Source organism: Vibrio gazogenes, from assembly GCF_002196515.1.
Classification (GTDB): Bacteria; Pseudomonadota; Gammaproteobacteria; order Enterobacterales; family Vibrionaceae; genus Vibrio; species Vibrio gazogenes_A.
The window spans coordinates 3,399,377-3,419,793 of the sequence record NZ_CP018835.1; the positions used below are offsets into that span (position 1 = coordinate 3,399,377).

22 protein-coding genes are annotated in these 20,417 nt (G+C 39.3%); 17 read left to right on the plus strand and 5 right to left on the minus strand.

Features of this window, described 5'->3' with window-relative positions:
• Positions 1-13: 13 nt before the first annotated feature.
• Complete coding sequence (locus tag BSQ33_RS15380) at positions 14-1,414, plus strand: APC family permease (protein WP_021020219.1); 1,401 nt, start codon at positions 14-16, stop codon at positions 1,412-1,414.
• A gap of 121 nt (positions 1,415-1,535) precedes the next feature.
• Here BSQ33_RS15380 and BSQ33_RS15385 read toward each other — a convergent pair whose 3' ends face one another.
• Complete coding sequence (locus tag BSQ33_RS15385) at positions 1,536-2,363, minus strand: AraC family transcriptional regulator (RefSeq protein WP_021020220.1); 828 nt, start codon at positions 2,361-2,363, stop codon at positions 1,536-1,538.
• Positions 2,364-2,792: 429 nt separating this feature from the next.
• Here BSQ33_RS15385 and BSQ33_RS15390 point away from each other — a divergent pair, with 429 nt between their 5' ends.
• The 3 genes from BSQ33_RS15390 to BSQ33_RS15400 are packed head-to-tail and all read left to right on the plus strand — an operon-like array spanning position 2,793 to position 6,538.
• Positions 2,793-4,766 (plus strand): type VI secretion system Vgr family protein, encoded by a 1,974-nt coding sequence (locus BSQ33_RS15390; protein ID WP_088134461.1) that lies wholly within the window; start codon positions 2,793-2,795, stop codon positions 4,764-4,766.
• Complete coding sequence (locus tag BSQ33_RS15395; RefSeq protein WP_088134462.1) at positions 4,759-6,141, plus strand: hypothetical protein; 1,383 nt, start codon at positions 4,759-4,761, stop codon at positions 6,139-6,141. The genes BSQ33_RS15390 and BSQ33_RS15395 overlap by 8 nt, the downstream gene beginning before the upstream one ends.
• Entirely contained in the window at positions 6,134-6,538 is a 405-nt protein-coding gene (locus tag BSQ33_RS15400; RefSeq protein WP_088134463.1) for a hypothetical protein, read from the plus strand. The genes BSQ33_RS15395 and BSQ33_RS15400 overlap by 8 nt, the downstream gene beginning before the upstream one ends.
• 205 nt (positions 6,539-6,743) lie before the next feature.
• Here BSQ33_RS15400 and BSQ33_RS15405 read toward each other — a convergent pair whose 3' ends face one another.
• Complete coding sequence (locus tag BSQ33_RS15405) at positions 6,744-6,938, minus strand: hypothetical protein (RefSeq protein ID WP_021020225.1); 195 nt, start codon at positions 6,936-6,938, stop codon at positions 6,744-6,746.
• A gap of 420 nt (positions 6,939-7,358) precedes the next feature.
• Here BSQ33_RS15405 and BSQ33_RS15410 point away from each other — a divergent pair, with 420 nt between their 5' ends.
• From BSQ33_RS15410 to BSQ33_RS15430, 5 genes are all read left to right on the plus strand, one after another.
• Positions 7,359-9,341, plus strand: coding sequence for a type VI secretion system Vgr family protein (locus tag BSQ33_RS15410; RefSeq protein ID WP_088134464.1), 1,983 nt, complete (start codon positions 7,359-7,361; stop codon positions 9,339-9,341).
• Positions 9,331-10,506: a peptidoglycan-binding domain-containing protein gene (locus tag BSQ33_RS22255; RefSeq protein ID WP_088134465.1), complete on the plus strand. Its 1,176-nt coding sequence runs from the start codon at positions 9,331-9,333 to the stop codon at positions 10,504-10,506. Before BSQ33_RS15410 ends, BSQ33_RS22255 begins: the two co-directional genes overlap by 11 nt.
• A 12-nt stretch (positions 10,507-10,518) precedes the next feature.
• Complete coding sequence (locus BSQ33_RS15420; protein ID WP_088134466.1) at positions 10,519-11,022, plus strand: hypothetical protein; 504 nt, start codon at positions 10,519-10,521, stop codon at positions 11,020-11,022.
• A 119-nt stretch (positions 11,023-11,141) separates the two neighbouring features.
• Positions 11,142-11,369, plus strand: coding sequence for a hypothetical protein (locus BSQ33_RS15425; RefSeq protein ID WP_088134467.1), 228 nt, complete (start codon positions 11,142-11,144; stop codon positions 11,367-11,369).
• A gap of 121 nt (positions 11,370-11,490) precedes the next feature.
• Positions 11,491-11,802 carry a hypothetical protein gene (locus BSQ33_RS15430; protein ID WP_021020227.1) on the plus strand — a complete coding sequence of 104 codons (312 nt, stop codon included), beginning with the start codon at positions 11,491-11,493 and terminating at the stop codon, positions 11,800-11,802.
• Positions 11,803-11,928: 126 nt separating this feature from the next.
• Here BSQ33_RS15430 and BSQ33_RS21620 read toward each other — a convergent pair whose 3' ends face one another.
• On the minus strand, positions 11,929-12,108 hold the full coding sequence (locus BSQ33_RS21620) for a hypothetical protein (protein ID WP_157721410.1): 180 nt from the start codon (positions 12,106-12,108) through the stop codon (positions 11,929-11,931).
• Between the two features lie 62 nt (positions 12,109-12,170).
• Between BSQ33_RS21620 and BSQ33_RS15435 the strand changes: the two genes are divergently transcribed.
• The 7 genes from BSQ33_RS15435 to BSQ33_RS15465 all read left to right on the plus strand — a co-directional run bounded on the left by BSQ33_RS15435 (position 12,171) and on the right by BSQ33_RS15465 (position 17,855).
• Positions 12,171-12,608, plus strand: coding sequence for a hypothetical protein (locus BSQ33_RS15435; RefSeq protein ID WP_021020223.1), 438 nt, complete (start codon positions 12,171-12,173; stop codon positions 12,606-12,608).
• Between the two features lie 37 nt (positions 12,609-12,645).
• Positions 12,646-13,542 carry a hypothetical protein gene (locus tag BSQ33_RS15440; protein WP_088134468.1) on the plus strand — a complete coding sequence of 299 codons (897 nt, stop codon included), beginning with the start codon at positions 12,646-12,648 and terminating at the stop codon, positions 13,540-13,542.
• Positions 13,524-14,030: a hypothetical protein gene (locus tag BSQ33_RS15445; protein ID WP_088134469.1), complete on the plus strand. Its 507-nt coding sequence runs from the start codon at positions 13,524-13,526 to the stop codon at positions 14,028-14,030. Before BSQ33_RS15440 ends, BSQ33_RS15445 begins: the two co-directional genes overlap by 19 nt.
• Before the next feature lie 288 nt (positions 14,031-14,318).
• The gene (locus BSQ33_RS15450) at positions 14,319-15,086 is read left to right on the plus strand and encodes a tetratricopeptide repeat protein (protein WP_088134470.1); all 768 of its coding nucleotides are present in this window, start codon (positions 14,319-14,321) and stop codon (positions 15,084-15,086) included.
• An 81-nt stretch (positions 15,087-15,167) separates the two neighbouring features.
• A complete protein-coding gene (locus BSQ33_RS15455) occupies positions 15,168-15,725 on the plus strand; it encodes a hypothetical protein (protein WP_088134471.1) in 558 nt (185 codons plus the stop codon).
• A gap of 253 nt (positions 15,726-15,978) precedes the next feature.
• On the plus strand, positions 15,979-16,302 hold the full coding sequence (locus tag BSQ33_RS15460; RefSeq protein ID WP_157721411.1) for a hypothetical protein: 324 nt from the start codon (positions 15,979-15,981) through the stop codon (positions 16,300-16,302).
• 617 nt (positions 16,303-16,919) lie between these two features.
• Positions 16,920-17,855 carry a tetratricopeptide repeat protein gene (locus tag BSQ33_RS15465; RefSeq protein WP_088134472.1) on the plus strand — a complete coding sequence of 312 codons (936 nt, stop codon included), beginning with the start codon at positions 16,920-16,922 and terminating at the stop codon, positions 17,853-17,855.
• 111 nt (positions 17,856-17,966) lie between these two features.
• Here BSQ33_RS15465 and BSQ33_RS15470 read toward each other — a convergent pair whose 3' ends face one another.
• Both BSQ33_RS15470 and BSQ33_RS15475 read right to left on the minus strand, forming a co-directional pair.
• Entirely contained in the window at positions 17,967-18,161 is a 195-nt protein-coding gene (locus BSQ33_RS15470) for a hypothetical protein (protein ID WP_021020225.1), read from the minus strand.
• Between the two features lie 420 nt (positions 18,162-18,581).
• A complete protein-coding gene (locus BSQ33_RS15475; RefSeq protein ID WP_088134473.1) occupies positions 18,582-19,487 on the minus strand; it encodes a LysR family transcriptional regulator in 906 nt (301 codons plus the stop codon).
• Positions 19,488-19,575: 88 nt separating this feature from the next.
• On the opposite strand from BSQ33_RS15475, the gene BSQ33_RS15480 reads away from it, so the two are divergent.
• Complete coding sequence (locus BSQ33_RS15480; protein WP_021018680.1) at positions 19,576-20,358, plus strand: NAD(P)H-dependent oxidoreductase; 783 nt, start codon at positions 19,576-19,578, stop codon at positions 20,356-20,358.
• Positions 20,359-20,417 lie beyond the last annotated feature (59 nt).

A 20,417-nucleotide genomic window follows, 5' to 3' on the forward strand; every position in this document is an offset into this window, starting at 1 on the left:
AGAGGGATTTCACATGAGCAATCAAACACATGTACAAAGTATGGATACTGTCGGGCTGTCGATAACACCCCGTCCACGGTTAAAAATGCGTTTGCCGACGATGATGGCAATCTGTATTGGTTTGGTCATTGTGCAAGGGTCGATGATTTCTGCAACGCAGGGCATCGGGATCGGCGGCATGTCGTTCATTGCTGCGATGATTGCAGCATTAGCGCTTGCTCAGTTCAATGCGATGAGTTTTGCTGAATTATCATTGATGTTTCCGCAAGAAGGGACGTTAGCGACCTATACGCAAAAAGCGATTGGTCATTTCCCGGCGATTGTTGCGGTGTTTGCCGGATATGTTGTGGTTGCGATTCTGGCCGTACCCGTGGAAATGTTTCTGGTCGATGGGATGTTAGCGCAACTGTTTCCGGGGATGCTGCCGGACAAAGTGGTGCCGCTCCTGATTTTAGGGGTTCTTACGATCACCAATCTGGTGGGGGCCGATGTATTTGCCCGAGTTCAAAATCTGCTGGCATTTGTGTTGGTCAGCGCCTTGATTCTGGTTGGGCTGACTGCGATTACCGGCTTAAGTCAGACACATCCTGATTTGGCCGGGCAAGCGGTAGACTGGAGTTTCAACGGTGTTTGGGACGGGAGCTTCATCGGTCTGATTGCTTTAGCCATGTGGATGATGGTCGGTGTTGAATTTATCTGTCCGATGATCAACGAAGTCCAACAGCCACGGAAGAACATTCCCCGGGCCATGCATTTGTCACTGCTATTTATATTCTTGATCTTCTTGGCTTTTGCTTACGGTGCCAGTCTTTATTTAAGTCGGGATGCGCTCGTTGAATCACCGCTGCCGTATTTGGATTATGTCCATGCTGTTTTTGGAAAGAGTGGCTTAGTGATCGCAACCGTCATGGCTCTCGCTGCCACCTGTAGTACGATCAATACCGTACTGGCCTCAGTGCCGAGAATGTTGCACGGTATGGCAATGCAGAAGCAGGCTTTTCCGCAACTGAAAGCCGTCAACCGGTTTGATGCGCCTTGGGCAGCGATTGTGATGCTCTCTGTCTGTACCGCTGTTTCCTATTTTATCTTTGAGATTGATGCGTTGATTGTGTTGGTGATTGCAGCAACCACCAGTTGGCTATTGGCTTATATTGTGGCTCACATTGATGTGATCGTGTTGCGTCAACGACTGCCAAAACAAGCGCGTCCCTACCGCACACCGTTCTATCCTTGGCCTCAGATTATCGGGATTGTCAGTATGCTATATGTGGCACTCAACAATTCACCGGATCCGAGTATGACCCGGATGGTATACATCATCACCGGTAGCATTTTACTTATCATCAGTTTGATCGCGGCATTTTGGGTAAAATTTTACATGAAACGCGGATTGTTTGAGCCGGATATCGATTAAGTTGTTCTCTGGTGTGACGGTATCAGCGCCACCGAACATATTGTCGCGACAGTGTCAGGACACTCGGATGAGAAACACCAGCAGCGTGACAAGCTGCGGTAATTTTCTTTCGAGTGTTTTTTTAGGATTGAATGGGAGGGAGTTGATGGTTTTCTTGCTGTGCATAGACTTGTGGTGTACATCCAAACAAGGTCTTAAAGGCACTAATAAAGCTGCTCACACTTTTATAACCCAATTCATAAGCGACGCGGTTGGTATTTTCTCCCTGCCTTAACAGCTCAAGAGTGCTAATCAATCGGTGCCTGCTACACCATTGCCGATAAGTCATCCCCGTTTCTGCTTTAAACAACCGTTCAATGGTACGGACGCTGGCACCCACTTGCGCAGCACGCTGTTGTAGGGTGCTGTGGTGTAATGGCTCATTGATGATATGCGTGATTAATCGGTTTAACCTCGGATCTTTGCCTGCCGGTAAATACACTCTGAGCTCATCCAGCGTGGCGATCTCATCAATTAAAACCAGTCCGAGCCGTTTCATCGGCCCTTCTTGTAACGAATCGTGCCCTTCAACCAGACGTAAAATTAGCTCGCGGATCAACGGGGTTATTTTCAGCATCGCGATGCCTTTTTGCTGTGTCCGAATCGGAAATGACGGATCAACATACAAGTTGCGCATGTGGGTCACGGTTTCCGATTGAACCTGATGTACGACGCCACCGGGGATCCAAACGGCGTGCGTGGACGGCACAATCCAGATTGCCTCATCACTGGTGACTTTGACAATGCCTTGCGCTGCCCATAACAACTGACCTCTGGGATGGGCATGGGGTGTCATTCGAGTTTCCGCCAGCATATTGCGGCTGTGAGTGAGCACTGGATGAGAAGGGTCGATGGTATAGGCAAACTGACTCGGTGGCAGTAATGTCGTCTCAGGAGTACTCTTGGGCATTTTTAAATCTTTTTGCGTCACGTAATAGTCGCTATCTTAGAGGTCATTATTTCTGCAATCAAGATGAATCAAGGTGAACGATATGAACAACAGAGTATCGCTGAGTCATATTGCAATTGTCCTCGCACTGATACTGGCTGTTCCCCGGCGTTGGTCCCCAAACTTTGCACATCTCGGCGCCAATCCCCGCTGCCTCAGCATAAAAATGTTATCTCCATTCAAAAAATCGCCTTCCCAAAATCAAACTGACTTGATAATGCGTGAATCCTGACCTGCATGTTGCATATAATGGTCCGACTTGCAGATCAATTTTTATTTTATATAAATCATCTGGCTGCGGTAGCGTGGTGAATCAGGAAAGGCTTGGTTAAATATTGCCAGTCACCATGTTCCAACAATCATAAAGAAAGCAACACGAAGGGTGTTTACATGGCAACGTTAGGATTCAGGCTCACCATCGATGGTGTCAATGATGAGACATTGGTGGTCCGTGACTATCAGGGCATCGAATCGATCTCAGACTCGGTGGATGATCAAGGTCAACCGGTTTATGGCTATCGGTATCGTATCGATATTGCCAGCCGCAACAGTGACCTGAGTTTCGAGCAGATGGTCGATAGCAGTGCATTACTGGAAGTGCTGCGTGATAACGAAGTGGTACAAAAGGTTCACGGCATTATTCGTAATTTCAGTCGGGGCGATACCGGTCACCATCATACCTTTTATTCACTCACCTTGGTGCCGTCACTGGAAAGACTGTCGCTGCGCCATAACAGCCGGATCTTCCAGCAATTGGATGTGCCGGAAATCCTCTCCGTGCTGCTTCAGGAAATGAATATCAATGATTATGCGTTTTCAGTGCGCCGCGAGTGTGCCAAACGCGAATACTGCGTTCAGTACCGTGAGACCGATTTAGAATTCTTCCACCGTCTGGCAGCGGAAGAAGGGTTGATGTACCACTTTGAACATCAGCAAGACAAGCATGTGTTAGTCCTGACGGATAATCCCGAAGGGTTCGGCCGTCTGGCGATGCCAGTGCCGTATAACGCGCTGTCCGGTGGGGTGTTTGAAAATCCGTATATCTCGACCCTGACCGAGCAGAAACAGATGGAAGTCAGTGACGTCCAACTGGGCGATTACAGCTTTAAAAAGCCATCCTACAATCTGGCTCAGTCGGCCACGGCATCCGATATGAGTTATCAGCGTGGCGACTATGAGCATTTTGACCATCCGGGACGGTTTAAAGATGACACCAGCGGTCAGGCGTTTACGCAAATCCGCCTTGAAGCGCTGCGCCGACAAGCGCACACCTTCCACGGCAAAAGTAACGACGCACAGCTTCAGGCCGGCAAGCGCTTTGATCTGATGGAGCACTTGGACAGTGAGATGAATCGCAACTATCTGCTGGTTCAGGTGGCGCATCAGGGCAGCCAGCCGCAAGCGCTGGAAGAATCCGGTGGCAGCGGTGCAACCACGTATGCCAACCAGTTTGCTGCGGTTCTCGGTGATCAAGTGTGGCAGATGACACCCCGTAGCAAGCCGATCCTCAAGTTCCCGATGATGGGCACGGTGGTCGGCCCCGAAGGGGAAGAAATCTACTGTGATGAGCATGGCCGGGTGAAAGTCCAGTTCCCTTGGGACAGATACGGCAGCTCAAATGAGCAAAGCTCTTGCTGGCTCCGCGTGACCCAAGGTTGGGCCGGTGCGCAGTATGGGATGATGGCCGTGCCGCGGGTTGGTCATGAAGTGGTGATACACTTCCTCAATGGCGACCCGGATCAGCCGATCATTACCGGTCGGACTTACAATGCCAATAATGTTACACCGTATCCGTTGCCGGAAAACAAAACCAAAACGGTGATCCGCACCGAAACGCACCAAGGCGAAGGCTATAACGAGCTGAGTTTTGAAGACCAGTCAGGCAGTGAGAAAATCTACCTGCATGCGCAGAAAGATACCGACACGCTGGTCGAGAACGACGCGACCACGCATATCAAGCATAACCAAAGTACCACCATCGACAATGACCGCTACAGCCATATCAAGGTCAATGATCACCACACCGTCAGCGGTGAAGCGCGCACTAAAATCGCCAAAAGCCAGACGCTGATGATTGAAGGTGAGTTGCATGTGAAAGCCGGTAAAGTGTGGGTCAATGAAGCGGGCACCGAAATCCACATCAAAGCCGGTGAGCAAGTCATCATCGAAGCCGGGAATGAAATCACCCTTAAAGCCGGTGGCAGCTTCGTTAAAGTCGATCCATCCGGTGTTTCCCTCAGTGGTGCCGGGGTCAACCTCAACTCCGGTGGCAGTGCCGGCAGTGGCAGTGGGTTTGGTGGAGAGATGGCAAAAATGCCAATGAGTGAAGGACAACGATTGAGTATGGGGATTCGTCGTGAGTAATAAACATAGTTCAGAATTATTGGTTAATCAGAAGTACCGCCTCAGTGAGGATATTAATCTTCCTGATGGAACAGCGGTTGACATGACGATTCAATTACAAGATGAAGCTCAAAAAGATCTTGCGGTAATAAAAGAGACACTGACTATATCGGATAAAAGTGTCAACTTTCCGATTAAAATTGATGACTTAGCAAAACAAAATGGTGCTGATGTCAGCCGAATCACTCGGCTCATTGCGACTCATGATGTTGACCATGCACGGGTATTTGAGGCTCAGAATAAAATTGTGCTGCCTGTGGTTGCCGATATTGATGATACCTATATCACCTTTGCCGACGAAAGAATGACGATCGAAAGTTTTGCCGATAAAGTCTATCTTTCTCACGATCCAGTTATCATTGACCATGTGATGACAGCCAACCCGCACCTCAAGCGTAGTTTTAGTCAGATTGTAGAGGGAATGCCGATGGTTGTTTCTCCTTATTCATATACGCATCCTGATGAATCCTACGCAATTCAGCAAGCTGATGAACTGATGAATGAATTCCTGCATTTATCTGAAGAAGAGCAACAGTGGTTTGCGCAGCATCATGAAACAGCCACCAATGCATTGTTGGTCACGGCTAGTTCAAATTTAGGTGTTTATGAAGGGAGTTCTGGAGATAATGGATTATCAGAAATAAATTTAACTGAGATTCTCTCTAGTACAGGTGCAGTGGTCGCTGGTGCACAAATTCAAGGAGATAGAATTAGCAATGCAATTAAAGCTTTTTCAGAGTATTCTCGAGAAGTATCGGAGCAGACTAAAGGGCTATCTGGACAAGCATTATATTCAAATCCGATCTATAAAGAGTGGAGAAAAGAAGCTCGTAGTTTTCAGAAAAAAATGAAAGGAATTTTGTCAGAAGTAGGAAAACCTAGTTATATTAAAAATATACAGGCGAAGCGTATTAATAATTATCTAAATGTTGGGAAAAAGCAACTCTATCGAGCTAAAGACTTTTCTAAAGCAGTTGCTGGTATCGAAATGACAGCCTTATATAAGCAAGCTATGTCATTTAGTAAGATGCTTAGCCGGACAAGTTGGATTGTTGCTGGAGTAGGAACTGTTGGTAATTTTCATGACATTTATAAAACTTGTGAAGTTAGTGGAGCTATTAGTGAGGCATGTGGTCGTTCAACAGTAAGGAATTTGACCTCTGCTACGGTTAATGTTGGTGTAGGTTACGGTATTGGTGTTGGCATTGCTCTTGCTCCAATGAGCGCTGGATTATCTATTGTAATTGTTGGTGCTGCAACATTCTTATGGGGCATGTATGGGGGAGATATTTCTAATGAAATGGGGACGTTTGCAGAGGGGATGATATTTGATTGATTTTGAAATATTAAGAAACTTTGCTGGAATTATGGTGGTTTTAAGTATTTTCCCTTTCTTTATAATTAATATTTATTTATCAGTTATATTGAGGAAAAATAAGAGAACCATGATGATTGATATATTAAGGAATGCTCCATTTAAATTCAAGGAGCGTGCAAAATTCATGCTAGAAGTTAATATGTCTTGGGTTTTTGCAAGTTCAGCGATGTACCTTTGGTTTGGGTATCTGATGTTGAGATTTATATGGAAAATACCAAGTGATGAAATGTATTGTTGGCATTTGAATATCAAGAAAACTTATGGGAATTATTTTGGTGCATTATTTTTATCAGCATTGTTAGCTAATATATGGATGTCTTTCTTTCCTATTTTTATATTGTTTACCTATGTTTAATTTATAATGGTTAAATCATGGTGATCAAGCCCCGAACCAGTGAAAGGATGAGAACTTCAGCCATATATTTTGGGTGAGTCAATAAAGTGAAACTGTTAGTTATAATGTGAGTTTCATTCTATAAATTCAGATAAGCTATTCAATTGATGCCTACATCAAACCGAGCCGCATCCGCGGCTCGCTTATCACAAACACCAATCAGGCTTTATGCAATATTTTCATCCCCATCTTCATGATATCGACAATAATGGGTGGTGATTAGGTTGTTGAGATAGAGTAAAACTTCACACATTTCCTGTCGGTTTTCCCGTTGTTCCGCCAGAAAAATCTCTTCCAGCTGGCGTAAATATTCACGGGCTTTTTGTGATAGTTGTGGATCATAGTGGATGGTTTCGAACATAGTAAATTCCCAGGTAAAGTTAGACTTTGTTCCACCACGGAAAGGGACCAATCTTTGGGTGGTGGACTGTATCGGGTTTGGTCCTACCGTTACCTAGGCTACGGCCAGCTCGGAGGCTGCCCAATCAGTCCACCATAATTTTCAGGCGGCACTGATAGTCGCATAAAAACAGTTCGCTGAGAACCGTTGTTTATGCACCTAAGTATTCAAAACGGGGGACCAATCCCGTCCCGGATTGTTTCCGGTACAGGGTTAGATTAATGAACGTCGGGCACTGGTACAATAGACGCAAGTATGGAAAAAGTATGAGGTTCTTCGACGCACTTCTCGTTTTGGATGGGATACAAGAGAAGAGTCATCGATGGTTTAGGAAACAGGCATATAATCAGCGAAGAATTTGATGAATATTATTAAGTGTACATGCAGTTCAACGGCTTAGGATTCAGGCTCACCATCGATGGTGTCAATGATGAGACATTGGTGGTCCGTGACTATCAGGGCATCGAATCGATCTCAGACTCGGTGGATGATCAAGGTCAACCGGTTTATGGCTATCGGTATCGCATCGATATTGCCAGCCGCAACAGTGACCTGAGTTTCGAGCAGATGGTCGATAGCAGTGCATTACTGGAAGTGCTGCGTGATAACGAAGTGGTACAAAAGGTTCACGGCATTATTCGTAATTTCAGTCGGGGCGATACCGGTCACCATCATACCTTTTATTCACTCACACTCGTGCCTGCCTTAGAAAGACTGTCGCTGCGCCATAACAGCCGGATCTTCCAGCAATTGGATGTGCCGGAAATCCTCTCCGTGCTGCTTCAGGAAATGAATATCAATGATTATGCGTTTTCAGTGCGCCGCGAGTGTGCCAAACGCGAATACTGCGTTCAGTACCGTGAGACCGATTTAGAATTCTTCCACCGTCTGGCTGCGGAAGAAGGGTTGATGTACCACTTTGAACATCAGCAAGACAAGCATGTGTTAGTCCTGACGGATAATCCTGAAGGGTTCGGCCGTCTGGCGATGCCGGTGCCGTATAACGCGCTGTCCGGTGGAGTGTTTGAAAATCCGTATATCTCGACCCTGACCGAGCAGAAACAGATGGAAGTCAGTGACGTCCAACTGGGCGATTACAGTTTTAAAAAGCCATCCTACAATCTGGCTCAGTCGGCCACGGCATCCGATATGAGTTATCAGCGTGGCGACTATGAGCATTTTGACCATCCGGGACGGTTTAAAGATGACACCAGCGGTCAGGCGTTTACGCAAATCCGCCTTGAAGCGTTGCGCCGACAAGCGCACACCTTCCACGGCAAAAGTAACGACGCACAGCTTCAGGCCGGTAAGCGCTTTGATCTGATGGAGCACTTGGACAGTGAGATGAATCGCAACTATCTGCTGGTTCAGGTGGCGCATCAGGGCAGCCAGCCGCAAGCGCTGGAAGAATCCGGTGGCAGTGGTGCAACCACGTATGCCAACCAGTTTGCAGCGGTTCTCGGTGATCAAGTGTGGCAGATGCCCCCCCGCAGCAAGCCGATCCTCAAGTTCCCGATGATGGGCACGGTGGTCGGCCCCGAAGGGGAAGAAATCTACTGTGATGAGCATGGCCGGGTGAAAGTCCAGTTCCCGTGGGACAGATACGGCAGCTCAAATGAGCAAAGCTCTTGCTGGCTCCGCGTGACCCAAGGTTGGGCCGGTGCGCAGTATGGGATGATGGCCGTGCCGCGGGTTGGTCATGAAGTGGTGATCCACTTCCTCAATGGCGACCCGGATCAGCCGATTATTACCGGTCGGACTTACAATGCCAATAATGTTACGCCGTATCCGTTGCCGGAAAACAAAACCAAAACGGTGATCCGCACCGAAACGCACCAAGGCGAAGGCTATAACGAGCTGAGTTTTGAAGACCAGTCAGGCAGTGAGAAAATCTACCTGCATGCGCAGAAAGATACCGACACGCTGGTCGAGAACGACGCGACCACGCATATCAAGCATAACCAAAGTACCACCATCGACAATGATCGCTACAGCCATATCAAGGTCAATGATCACCACACCGTCAGCGGTGAAGCGCGCACTAAAATCGCCAAAAGCCAGACGCTGATGATTGAAGGTGAGTTGCATGTGAAAGCCGGTAAAGTGTGGGTCAATGAAGCGGGCACCGAAATCCACATCAAAGCCGGTGAGCAAGTCATCATCGAAGCCGGGAATGAAATCACCCTTAAAGCCGGTGGCAGCTTCGTTAAAGTCGATCCATCCGGTGTTTCCCTCAGTGGTGCCGGAGTCAACCTCAACTCCGGTGGCAGTGCCGGAAGTGGCAGTGGGTTTGGTGGGGAGATGGCAGAGTTGCCGTTGTCTGATGGGGATAGAGTTGAACTAGGAGTCAGTTATGCCGACTAAAAAATCATTGGCTGAGATTGCAAGCCATCGCCAATGTCGTTTAGGTGAAAGAATTAATTTACCGGATGGAACACCAGTGAATGCAACGATTCATCTTGTGGATGAACTGGGAAATATACTGGATTCAATCCCTGAAGCACTGAAAGTTCTTGGGAAGAAGATTGAGCACTTTCTGAAAGTTGATGATTTAGTGAAGCAAAAGAATATTCCGGTTGAAAAAGTTTCGCGCGTTAAAATCGAGGTCGATATCGATCACGATAAAGCGAAGCAGAAAAACAACCAGTTAGTGATTGATGTTATCCCAACCGTTCTGAAATCTGATTTATTAAAACCTTCGGAAGCTCTTAACAAACTGGCGGTCAAAAAACGTAAATCTTATAAAAAAGGTGATAAAGGAGATGAAGTTAAGCTGATTCAGGAAGCTTTGCTTAAGCTCGGTTTTGATCTGGGAACTGCTGGCGCTGATGGTGATTTTGGGAACGGGACGAAGAGTAAAATAGAACTATTTCAAAATAGCTATGAACCTAAAAACGATGTCCATCCTGATTATAAAATAGGATCTGCCGATGGTATTGTTGGAAAGAATTCAATTAAAGCATTAGATGAGGCTTTGGTTGATGGGTGGAAATATGAATTTGAAGTTATTGTTACATATAAGGCCAATATTCCTGAAAACAAGAGAGTGGTGAGTGATAAGTCAATTGAGTTAATTAAAAGGGCATTTGAAAATGTAAAAGTACGGCAAGCTGTAATTACAAGTACATTAAGAACACCTGAAGAACAGGCTCAGATAATGTATAGAAATGCAAAGATTAATTTTGAAAAGCAATATAGAATGTATCGTTGGGTTGGTAAGTCAGTTTTAGATGTTTATAAAAACAATCAACATTCTTCTAACACAGTTGAATTAATGAAAAATAAAATTATCGAACAATTATCTGAAGGAAATAAAACATCTAAACATTGTACAACATTTGAGGACTATAATAAGGTCAACATTATTGATATTGGTGTTAACTCAGTTCTGGCCGCAAATGGAAATGATTATTCCATTATAAAAAAATTGACAGATGAATTTAAAAAAATGGCTGATAACAATGAAATATACCTTATTGACGAAACAAATAAGTCTAATAAATGTTGGCACATTGAAATATCACAATAAAGGTTTAAAATAATGAGATTATTTTTTATTCTATTTTTTCTGGCTGCTAGTGTTAATGCATATACATGTGATGATTCTAATGCGGTTCAGTTTCAATCAAATTATCTAATTAAATCCGTTTACAAAAACGATAATCTGACAAAAGAGAAAAAAGTGTGGAATTATTTTGTATTCCCTAACGGTGATCTTATGTTAATCAAGCAAGACATATGTTTCATGAAAGAATTTTATATTGACTACTATTATTCATTATCAAGTGATAGAAAAACTGTTTTAAATAACTATAAGAATATATTGAATCAATTGCTTCAATCAGAATTACTTACTATTAGACATGGTGATTTATATAGTTATCTTTCAAAAAAAATACAAGGAAAAAAATTAGATAAAAAATTTATTCTAGAGAAATCAAAAAGAGATGATACGGTAGATAGTTACTTTAACCTTAATGAAAATAATGAGCCATCAATATATAAATATAGTATAAAATCATATATTGGCATTGGTGGTTTATAAAATTTATATTGGTTTTTCTTAATATAAATGGTAAGAGATATTAAGGAAGAGAAAAGTGATGGATTAATAAATCGTCGGAGTTATGAGCTTGCGATCTATAATAATGGAGTGTGTAAAAAATGGTAAATCGATATTTTATTCTCTTGTTATTTTTCTCTTCATTTGGTGTTTTGAGTAATACTAAATTAAATAATACTGATCTTTATGTTGTTCCAGGTAATCAAGAGTGGGAATTGGTTGGTTATACTAGAGATATATGTAAATTTTGTACATCTGATATATATGTTAAATCTGGACAAGTAAAAATAAATAATACTTGGATTGAAGGGGGATTTAATTTTCCTTAAATAAAAATATGAAAGTTATTTTCTCTAGTAATACAAAGTTCTTCCTCGCTGATGTAATGAAAGAGTTGGAAGTTAAAAAAGATTGATTTATTTATGTGAGAGAGGAGAAGGTTATCATAAAATGGGAAAAATCATAATTTCACTGTTGTTTTTAACAAATTTATCTCATGCAAATGAGATGGTGAATGAATATAAAAAACTTTCTTCAGATTTCATTGTAGAGTATATAAAAGGTAGTGACAATGCTAAAGAAATAGCATTGAAGCAGTTGGATGTAGATCCGTCTGATTCAGCGGCTTTATTGCGATTGTCTATCTCTTTAGATGATAAACAGTGTAAAAATATTAAAAATTATTATCTTGAATTAGGATCTGAAAATGAGATTCAAGATATTTCACGTGCGATTATACAAAGAAGATGTCACTTTAAATAATCATATTAATAAAAAGTAATAATATGGATGATTGACTAATACTTTGATTATTTCGAATAAATACATGTATAAAAAATCGAGCCACAAATGTGGCTCGATTATCACATCACAAACACCCATCAGGCTTTATGCAATATTTTCATCCCCGTCTTCATGATACCGACAATAGTGGGTGGTGATTAGGTTGTTGAGATAGAGTAATACTTCACACATTTCCAGTCGGTTTTCTCGCTGTTCAGCCAGAAATATCTCTTCCAGTTGACGTAAGTATTTTATTATCAAGGCGATGGTTATAATAAAGCTCATATTTACCCAGAACAGATGGAAACGTCTTTAGTTAAATATAATCAAGAAAGGAAAGATAAGAAATGAAATATAAAATATCTACATGTATTAGTATCGTATATTTTGTTTTTGCATGTTTTTTTATTAATTCTAATGTTAATGCTAACGATATTGATGCTAAAATTAATAACATCATTAATGATGAATCATGGAGCGATAATTATAGAAATTCTCTGAGTAGAGTTTATAAGAAAGGGCCAAATTTTAATCATAATGATTATGTTTTTACACTTGGTTGTGGTGGTGGGGTGATTTGTGGATATATTTTTGATAGTAGTACATTGAGTGTTGTTGATTTTCCAACAGAGTTTTTAATCGATGGTTTTAATGCTCATTATAATAAAGGATCTAACAAAATATGCTTTTCTGGAAGAAGTGGATTTAATAATAAAAAATATAAGAATAAATGTTATAGATTAATATCCGGAGAACTAGTGAAAGAAGAGGTGTGTGATAAATAATATGAGATTCATTTCAATTATATAAGTCAGGTTAAAGATGAAAGTTAAATATTTTAAATTATTAACTTTTTTTACTATGTTACTATATAGTAATAGTACCTTTGCTATTTATAATGTATGGACGTCAGGATATAATAATGGCATTCAAGAGTATAACATTAAAAATATTAATGGGAATGTATTCTCTATTAGTTGTGGAAATATTTTGGGAAATAATAAATCAATCAGTATTTCTATATTAAATACTGATGTCGGTTCTATTGATGCTAATACATCTTCTATAGATATCGTGATGAATGAGCATATGTATCATGTCCCATCAGATATAGATAAGGGGAGTAATATAAAAACATGGCAAAATTTAATTAATGCTCTTAAAGTGAATTATAAGTTTAAAGTACTTGTAAATGGTGAAAAAACATATAATTTTACTTCTCTTCCTGAAAGTACAAAAAACGTTCTATCTAATTTAGATGAGTGCAGTCCGAGTAATAATTCTCAAAAATCGACAAATGTAGATCCAATACCCAATGTGAGTTATAGCAATCTAACAGATCAATGGTCATCAAAATTAAATGGTAAAATTAAGAAAATATCAATAGAAAATGATGATGGTGATTTGTTCTCAATATATTGTAATATGAAAGAAGAGAATACGGATGAAACATTTATAGAGTTTAAAAATAGTAGTGGAAAGATATATTCATCAAATAACTATAATACTGAAATTTCAATACTAATTAACGGTGTTGTATATTGGATTCCTCCGACACTTTTTGGACGTTCAGAGTGGTATAACTTTATTCAGGCCATTCAAACTCCGAATAAGTTTAAAGTTATTGTTAATGATCAAAAAAATTATACGTTCCTACCTGATCCAAAAACTATTCAAATGGAATTGAAAGAGTTAGATAAATGCAATGTGAACTTATAGTGAATAAAGTTAACCAATCATGTAAGCTTTTTGTTTTTATATCATGCTATGTATTTTCTAGTATATCCTTTGCTGCATCTTCTATGTCTGGAATGACAGTAAAAGGATATTTAGATGATAATGATGTTATTGACAAAATACAGTGTGAAAATATTTCCAAACCTTCTTACAATTGTGTGATAAAACTAGATTCTGGATTTAGCAAAAAAATTGTAGTTAAAAATAACAATGATTGTTCTGATTTCTCTATAAATAGTGGTGATAAAGGGGATATTGTATTTTCTTGTGGTGTTTGGGGAGAAAATGATGTCTACTATTATAAATACTCCCAAAATAATTGGTACTTATATAAACATACTAGAGAAGTATTGCCAATGAATGGTCCAAATGACCTTGGAAGTTTTAACACATATGAGAATTTTTCGAAGAAATGGTCTATAGATAGCGATCTGAAAGATGTAAACAAAGATAGAGAAAAATGCAAATAATATATTTGTCAGTAATCAATATGAGGCGTTTGGGGAATTCCAGACGTCTTTAATTATAGTTTTTATACCATATTTTTATCATCTACCTCATAATGCATAAAATAAATAAGAAGAGGTAATGAAATATTGAAAGAGATATTCTGTTATGAAAAATGTACTAATAAATAGTTTAACAGTAATATTAGGGTAGATGCTTTTTCAGATACATTATATAATTCAAAAAAATTTGATAAAGAAACATATGAAACAAAAGAAATAGATGTTAACTTTGATGGTATTCTAGACTATGTGGTTTATAGCAAACCATTTATAGGGGATGAGTTATATTTCTTTGTTAATAGAAATAAAAAATATTATTTATCACTTAAAGGATATAATTTCTCTCAAGATGGTGGGACGATATTCGATAACATTGTTCAATCAGATATGGATCGTAAGAGGGAAATATTTTCTATTATACTAAAATCAAACAATGAAAATTACAAAGAAATTCATCATATCAAATATATTCAGGGCGTGTGGTATATAGAATCAACAGATTATGTTATTAATAATAACTTGGATGACTATACGAAAACTTTCCATTGTCATGTTAAACAGAATATTGAGTTGAAATCATATAGTCGAATACATACAGCGCCTAACTCAGATGACTACGATAAGAAATGCGCAGTTGTATATTATGTAGAATCTTCTTTATCTGAGTTTGAATCTCGATTCAATGACGATGAATCTGCTATTTATCTAGGTGTAGATAGATATAAGGACTTATTAGTTAAATTCCCATTAAATAGTGATAGTGTAGCTCAATATAGTAGTATTGCTTCTATGTTAGTCAGAAATAAAGCATATAAAGAACCTATATATTTATTAAATCATATTATTGATATCTACCCAGCCAGAACTGTTGCATATATAAACCTTGGTGATGCTTACTGGGCGCTTGAAGAGACTAATAAAGCAAAAGATGCATATCGGACTTATATTGAATTAATGAAAAAAGATGGCAAGGAAAGTAAAATTTCTGAGCAAGTTTTAGAACGCGCAGCTCGATGAATTATGAAATCGGTTGATATGTATTTGATATTATTTTTGTTCAAAGTTTGATCTGCTAGTAAATGATGGAAAAATAGTTTTATGAAAGTCTTAAAGATAGAAAAATTTCTGATTATAAATAGTCTTTTCTTATTCTCAATTCTTATGTCTATGAACGTGTTAGCTTATGATCTTGATGATTTTAAAAATGATGATCAATCTAATATATATGATATCGATGTAAATCATGATGGTGTTAAAGACGCTGTCGTTAATGATTCATCTCATGAAGAAATATTGGTATTTTTAAATATCAATGGAGGTTATCAGTATCAATATAAATCTGAAAATTATAATTTTCAGGGAGTTTATATGGTGAGAGACATTAAAGAGGAGAACAGTGATGATATTGATTTATCTATAATATCAATGTTCTCCGGTGCTGGAGGTCAAGAGAAAAAATACTTCTTAAGTATAGAAGATAATAAATTAGAGCTTGTTCAAACTGTTACATTTGATTCTTTTTACGATGATGATTTGTATTCATTACATATCTGTGTGATAAGTAAGTTGGGGAGAGAGACATGTCATGTTACGAGATCTGACAAAAATTTTAATACTAAGTTTATAGATGAATATCCTTATGAAAAGTCTCCATAAAATATTGGATAGAACTGATATCGTTTAGTGAAATAAAGAACTACCTCAATGATAATCTGTCAACAAGAACAAAAGGTTTTTGGAATCAAGCTATAACTCAAGATTGGAAATCTATGTATGATAATCTTATGGATTTCAAAGATAGTTATAAAACAAGACGACACAAAGAAGCAAATAAAATTAAGGGGTTAATATGAAATGCATCATATCATTTTTACTATTTATGGTTAGTTATTCTTGTTGGTCTTATCCTATGGAAGATATTTATAATCATTTAGATGTCACTTCTTTCAATAGTTCATTAATGCCTATGAGAGTAGGTAATGAGAAACATTTTTCTGATTTTGAACTATCAAAAGCAAAAATAAATGATAATAATATAACAATAGATGATGATAGTTGGACATACTCAATTACTGTATTGAAGAAAAATAAAATGGGATTTCATGCTTGTTTTGTTGATAAAGCAAAGCAGGGTAGTTACAACACTCAATTTCCTTTAATTTTGAGGAAGTATGGGAATGATTATGTTGCAATAGCTATGAAAACAGATGTCTGTGAAAACTTTGCTAAATGAATGATAAAGTGTTCTTCTGGATTTTATTTGTATAATTAGATGTTATCGGCATATGTTCTGCTACCCGAAAAATTTGGTTTATCATGCTAGAGCGCTAAGACTGATAGAAGATGAGAATCTGGGTTAGTGAGTAATCAATATGAGGCGTTTGGGGAATTCCAGACGTCTTTAATTATAGTTTTTATACAACCAAATGAACTTTATAAAGAAATCATTCTTATCAATTAGCATAACACTAGTGTTATTCTTATTATATCTAGTTACTATCGCAAAAGATTTATATCCATTATATGAGTGGTCTGTATTAGATGGAAGTCAATATGTTGGTGAGACCAATGCACGATATTACATAGAATATTTGTCATTGGTTTTTGGGTTTTTATTGATACTCGTTTATTGTGTGCTCATTTTTTATGGTAAATACAGGCAATTCAAGAAGCATTGAATACTATCATTCAGATTAATATTATTGAAATTCATTGTTAATCAAAGAAGCCGAAAATACGGTTCATTCATCAAAACACCAATTGTTTTTTATACAATATTTTTATCATCTACTTCGTAATGCATAAAATAAATAAGAAGAGGTAATGATATATTGAAAGGGATATTCTGTTATGAAAAATGTACTAATAAATAGTTTAACAGTAATATTAGGGTTAATACTATCTGTAGATGCTTTCTCAGATACATTATATAATCCAAAAAATTTTGATAAAGAAATATATGAAACAAAAGAAATAGATGTTAACTTTGATGGTATTCTAGACTATGTGGTTTATAGCAAACCATTTATGGGGGATGAATTATATTTCTTTGTTAATAGAGATAAAAAGTATTATTTATCACTTAAAGGATATAATTTCTCTCAAGATGGTGGTTATATTATGACTGGCATTTATCCCGTTTTGAATAAAAATAACCGATTAGTTATAAAAACTTCTTTTCCTGGTTCTGGAAATAGTAAAATAAATTATTTTGTTTTTTTTAAAAATAATGAGTATTATCTGGAAAAAACGATATATACAGTTGGGTATTCATTTGATGATGATAGAAGGGTTGATGTTTGTACTGTAAATCAGAATATTAAATTGAAAAAACTATATTCGAATTCAAGTATGCATATTAATCAGATTCCAGATGAAAGTGATCGAGATGATAAATGTACGATCTCATTTGACATCACTGTATCAATTGATGATTTTATCAAAAGAGTAGATGAAGAACCATACAGTAAATTTGAAACAACCCAACGATATGCTGCATTGATTAAAAAATATGATATTACAAATAAGAATGTATCTCAATACAACAACTTGGCTTACTCTCTAGAAAAAAAAGAAGCATATAAAGAAGCTATATATTTATTAAATCATATTATTGATGTTTACCAATCTAAAGCTGTTGCATATATAAATCTTGGTGATGCTTACTGGGCGCTTGAAGAGACCAATAAAGCAAAAGATGCATATCGGACTTATATTGAATTAATGAAAAAAGATGGTAAGGAAAGTAAAATTTCTGAGCAAGTCTTAGAACGTGTTGCTCGATGATTACTAGGAACTGTTGAATAGTGAGTCGTGGTTGTTGTGCAATTTAAAGTTTAACTATCTCTCAAACCGAGCCGCATCCGCGGCTCGCTTATCACAAACACCCATCAGGCTTTATGCAATATTTTCATCCCCATCTTCATGATACCGACAATAGTGGGTGGTGATTAGGTTGTTGAGATAGAGTAATACTTCACACATTTCCTGTCGGTTTTCTCGCTGTTCCGCCAGAAAAATTTCTTCCAGTTGACGTAAGTATTCACGGGCTTTTTGTGATAGTTGCGGATCATAGTGGATGGTTTCGAACATAGTAAATTCCCAGGTAAAGTTACAATTTATTCCATCATCCAAAGGGACCAATCATTGGGTGGTGGACTGAGTCGGGTTTGGTCCTACCGTTACCTAGGCTACGGCCAGCCAAGCGGCTGCCCAATCAGTCCACCATAATTTTTAGGCGGCACTGATAGTCGCATAAAAACAGTTCGGAGAGAACCGTGTTTATGCACCTAAGTATTAGAAAACGGGGGACCAATCCCGTTCCGGAATGTTTCCGGTACAGGGTTAGATTAATGAACGTCGGGCGTTGGAACAATAGACGCAAGTATGGAAAAAGTATGAGGTTCTTCGAGTCAGTTCACTTTTCTGATGGAATGGCTGGCGCTCATTCTCTCATTCGTTTGTTTTGACGGATTAGATAACCCCTCTTGCTACGATATCAGCACTCGCACATCAATCAGAAGATATGTGACTGGATGAAAATTGGTTTCTTAACCATTGATGTGCCGGGTCATGGTGTGAGCGCTCATGCCAAAGCATAACGAGTTCAAATGTCGGTAAATCAATCGGTGCAGCAATGACTCTCAGTTCGGGATCATTGGTGACTAGCCTTGAAGGAACCAACGCGACTAAATCTGATTGCTTTAATGCGCTGATGAGAGACTGAAAATTCGGCAACGAAAGTACCACATTTCTTCGCTGTCCCTGTTGCTTGAGAATCTCGTCGGTCACTCCCATAAACCCCCCACCATTGGGTGAAACAATCGCGTGAGAGAGTTGGCAGAAGCAAGGCAAATCAAGTGTTTCTTGCAACATCGGGTGATTGCGTCTTCCGGTTAAAACATACGTTTCTTTCAGCACTGTCCGACTTTTCAGGGTGCCCAATGCATCTTCCCGCAAGTGAAAAGCAAGATCGATTTCACCACGTTCTAACTGTTGCGGCAGTCGTTTCGGGATCATATGACGGATTGATAAACGGCAATGCGATGACATCCCTAAAATACGGTTCATCATCGGCTGAATCGCGACTTGCTCTGCGTAGTCGGCAGCCGCTAATTTCCACGTTTTGTCGAATTGTTCGGGATGAAAGGTTAACGAGTGATTCAGTGCAATTTCTATGGCAGATAACGCCTCTCGAAGCGGGAGTCGCATCTCTTCTGCGAATACGGTTGGCCGCATTCCTCTTGAACTTGGAATGAGCAATTGATCGTTAAATAGCATTCTCAATTTACTCAAATGAACGCTGACAGATGGCTGTGATAAATTGAGTCGCTCAGCCGCACGAGTCACATTATGCTCTGCTAAAAGCACATCTAATGTTCGGAGTAAATTTAGATCGAGATTATTGAAATTAACCATTTTAATAACAGGTATAATAGAAATTAATTTTAACTATAACATGTTTCTTTCTAAGATGAATTTCCCACTTATCTAAGGAAGTTATTCGATGAACATATTGATTGTTTATGCACACCCCGAGCCCCAGTCACTGAATCATGCGTTAAAAGTTCAAATGATCGATCACTTACGTGCCGCCGGCCATTCAGTGCAAGTGTCAGACTTATATGAGATGGACTGGAAAGCTGTCCTTGATCGACACGATATGATGTCCAAAGACCCATCTGAACCATTTGACCCGTCACTTGATTCGAAACATGCCTATGAAAGTGGCACCCAATCGATTGATATTGCCAAGGAACAAGAAAAATCATTATGGGCTGACCATGTCATATTTCAGTTTCCGTTATGGTGGTTCTCCATGCCGGCGATCATGAAAGGCTGGTTTGAACGTGTCTATGCGTATGGCTTTGCTTATGGATATGGCGAGCATTCTGACACGCATTGGGGCGATCGCTACGGAGAAGGGCGCTTCTCTGGCAAGCGAGCCATGTTGGTCGTGACTGCCGGCGGTTGGGAGCCTCACTACAGCGCTCGGGGAGTCAATGGACCGATTGATGACATTTTGTTTCCGATTCATCACGGCATGTTATTTTATCCCGGTTTTCAAGTCTTACCCCCTTATGTGATGTATCGGGTCGGGAAAATGGATGAAACTCGCTTTCAACAAACCTGTACAGAGTTGTTTGCACGTTTGGATAGCTTAGAAACAACCGATCCGATTCCTTACTTCACTCAAAATGGCGGTGCCTATGATATCCCGTCCCTAACGTTGAAATCAGATATTAATCCACAATTGAGCGGATTCTCTGCCCATATGGATGAGCGTTAACTGGCCGTATTTTTTGTCTGTCGCGATACCTTTGGTTTTTTGGACTGTCATTTAAGACA

Coding starts and splice junctions, on each gene's coding strand:
- BSQ33_RS15380 (WP_021020219.1), top strand. CDS start 14: ATGAGCAATCAAACACATGTACAAAGTATGGATACTGTCGGGCTGTCG.
- BSQ33_RS15385 (WP_021020220.1), bottom strand. CDS start 2,363: ATGCCCAAGAGTACTCCTGAGACGACATTACTGCCACCGAGTCAGTTT.
- BSQ33_RS15390 (WP_088134461.1), top strand. CDS start 2,793: ATGGCAACGTTAGGATTCAGGCTCACCATCGATGGTGTCAATGATGAG.
- BSQ33_RS15405 (WP_021020225.1), bottom strand. CDS start 6,938: ATGTTCGAAACCATCCACTATGATCCACAACTATCACAAAAAGCCCGT.
- BSQ33_RS15410 (WP_088134464.1), top strand. CDS start 7,359: ATGCAGTTCAACGGCTTAGGATTCAGGCTCACCATCGATGGTGTCAAT.
- BSQ33_RS22255 (WP_088134465.1), top strand. CDS start 9,331: ATGCCGACTAAAAAATCATTGGCTGAGATTGCAAGCCATCGCCAATGT.
- BSQ33_RS15420 (WP_088134466.1), top strand. CDS start 10,519: ATGAGATTATTTTTTATTCTATTTTTTCTGGCTGCTAGTGTTAATGCA.
- BSQ33_RS15425 (WP_088134467.1), top strand. CDS start 11,142: ATGGTAAATCGATATTTTATTCTCTTGTTATTTTTCTCTTCATTTGGT.
- BSQ33_RS15430 (WP_021020227.1), top strand. CDS start 11,491: ATGGGAAAAATCATAATTTCACTGTTGTTTTTAACAAATTTATCTCAT.
- BSQ33_RS21620 (WP_157721410.1), bottom strand. CDS start 12,108: ATGAGCTTTATTATAACCATCGCCTTGATAATAAAATACTTACGTCAA.
- BSQ33_RS15435 (WP_021020223.1), top strand. CDS start 12,171: ATGAAATATAAAATATCTACATGTATTAGTATCGTATATTTTGTTTTT.
- BSQ33_RS15440 (WP_088134468.1), top strand. CDS start 12,646: ATGAAAGTTAAATATTTTAAATTATTAACTTTTTTTACTATGTTACTA.
- BSQ33_RS15445 (WP_088134469.1), top strand. CDS start 13,524: ATGCAATGTGAACTTATAGTGAATAAAGTTAACCAATCATGTAAGCTT.
- BSQ33_RS15455 (WP_088134471.1), top strand. CDS start 15,168: ATGAAAGTCTTAAAGATAGAAAAATTTCTGATTATAAATAGTCTTTTC.
- BSQ33_RS15460 (WP_157721411.1), top strand. CDS start 15,979: ATGGAAGATATTTATAATCATTTAGATGTCACTTCTTTCAATAGTTCA.
- BSQ33_RS15465 (WP_088134472.1), top strand. CDS start 16,920: ATGAAAAATGTACTAATAAATAGTTTAACAGTAATATTAGGGTTAATA.
- BSQ33_RS15470 (WP_021020225.1), bottom strand. CDS start 18,161: ATGTTCGAAACCATCCACTATGATCCGCAACTATCACAAAAAGCCCGT.
- BSQ33_RS15475 (WP_088134473.1), bottom strand. CDS start 19,487: ATGGTTAATTTCAATAATCTCGATCTAAATTTACTCCGAACATTAGAT.
- BSQ33_RS15480 (WP_021018680.1), top strand. CDS start 19,576: ATGAACATATTGATTGTTTATGCACACCCCGAGCCCCAGTCACTGAAT.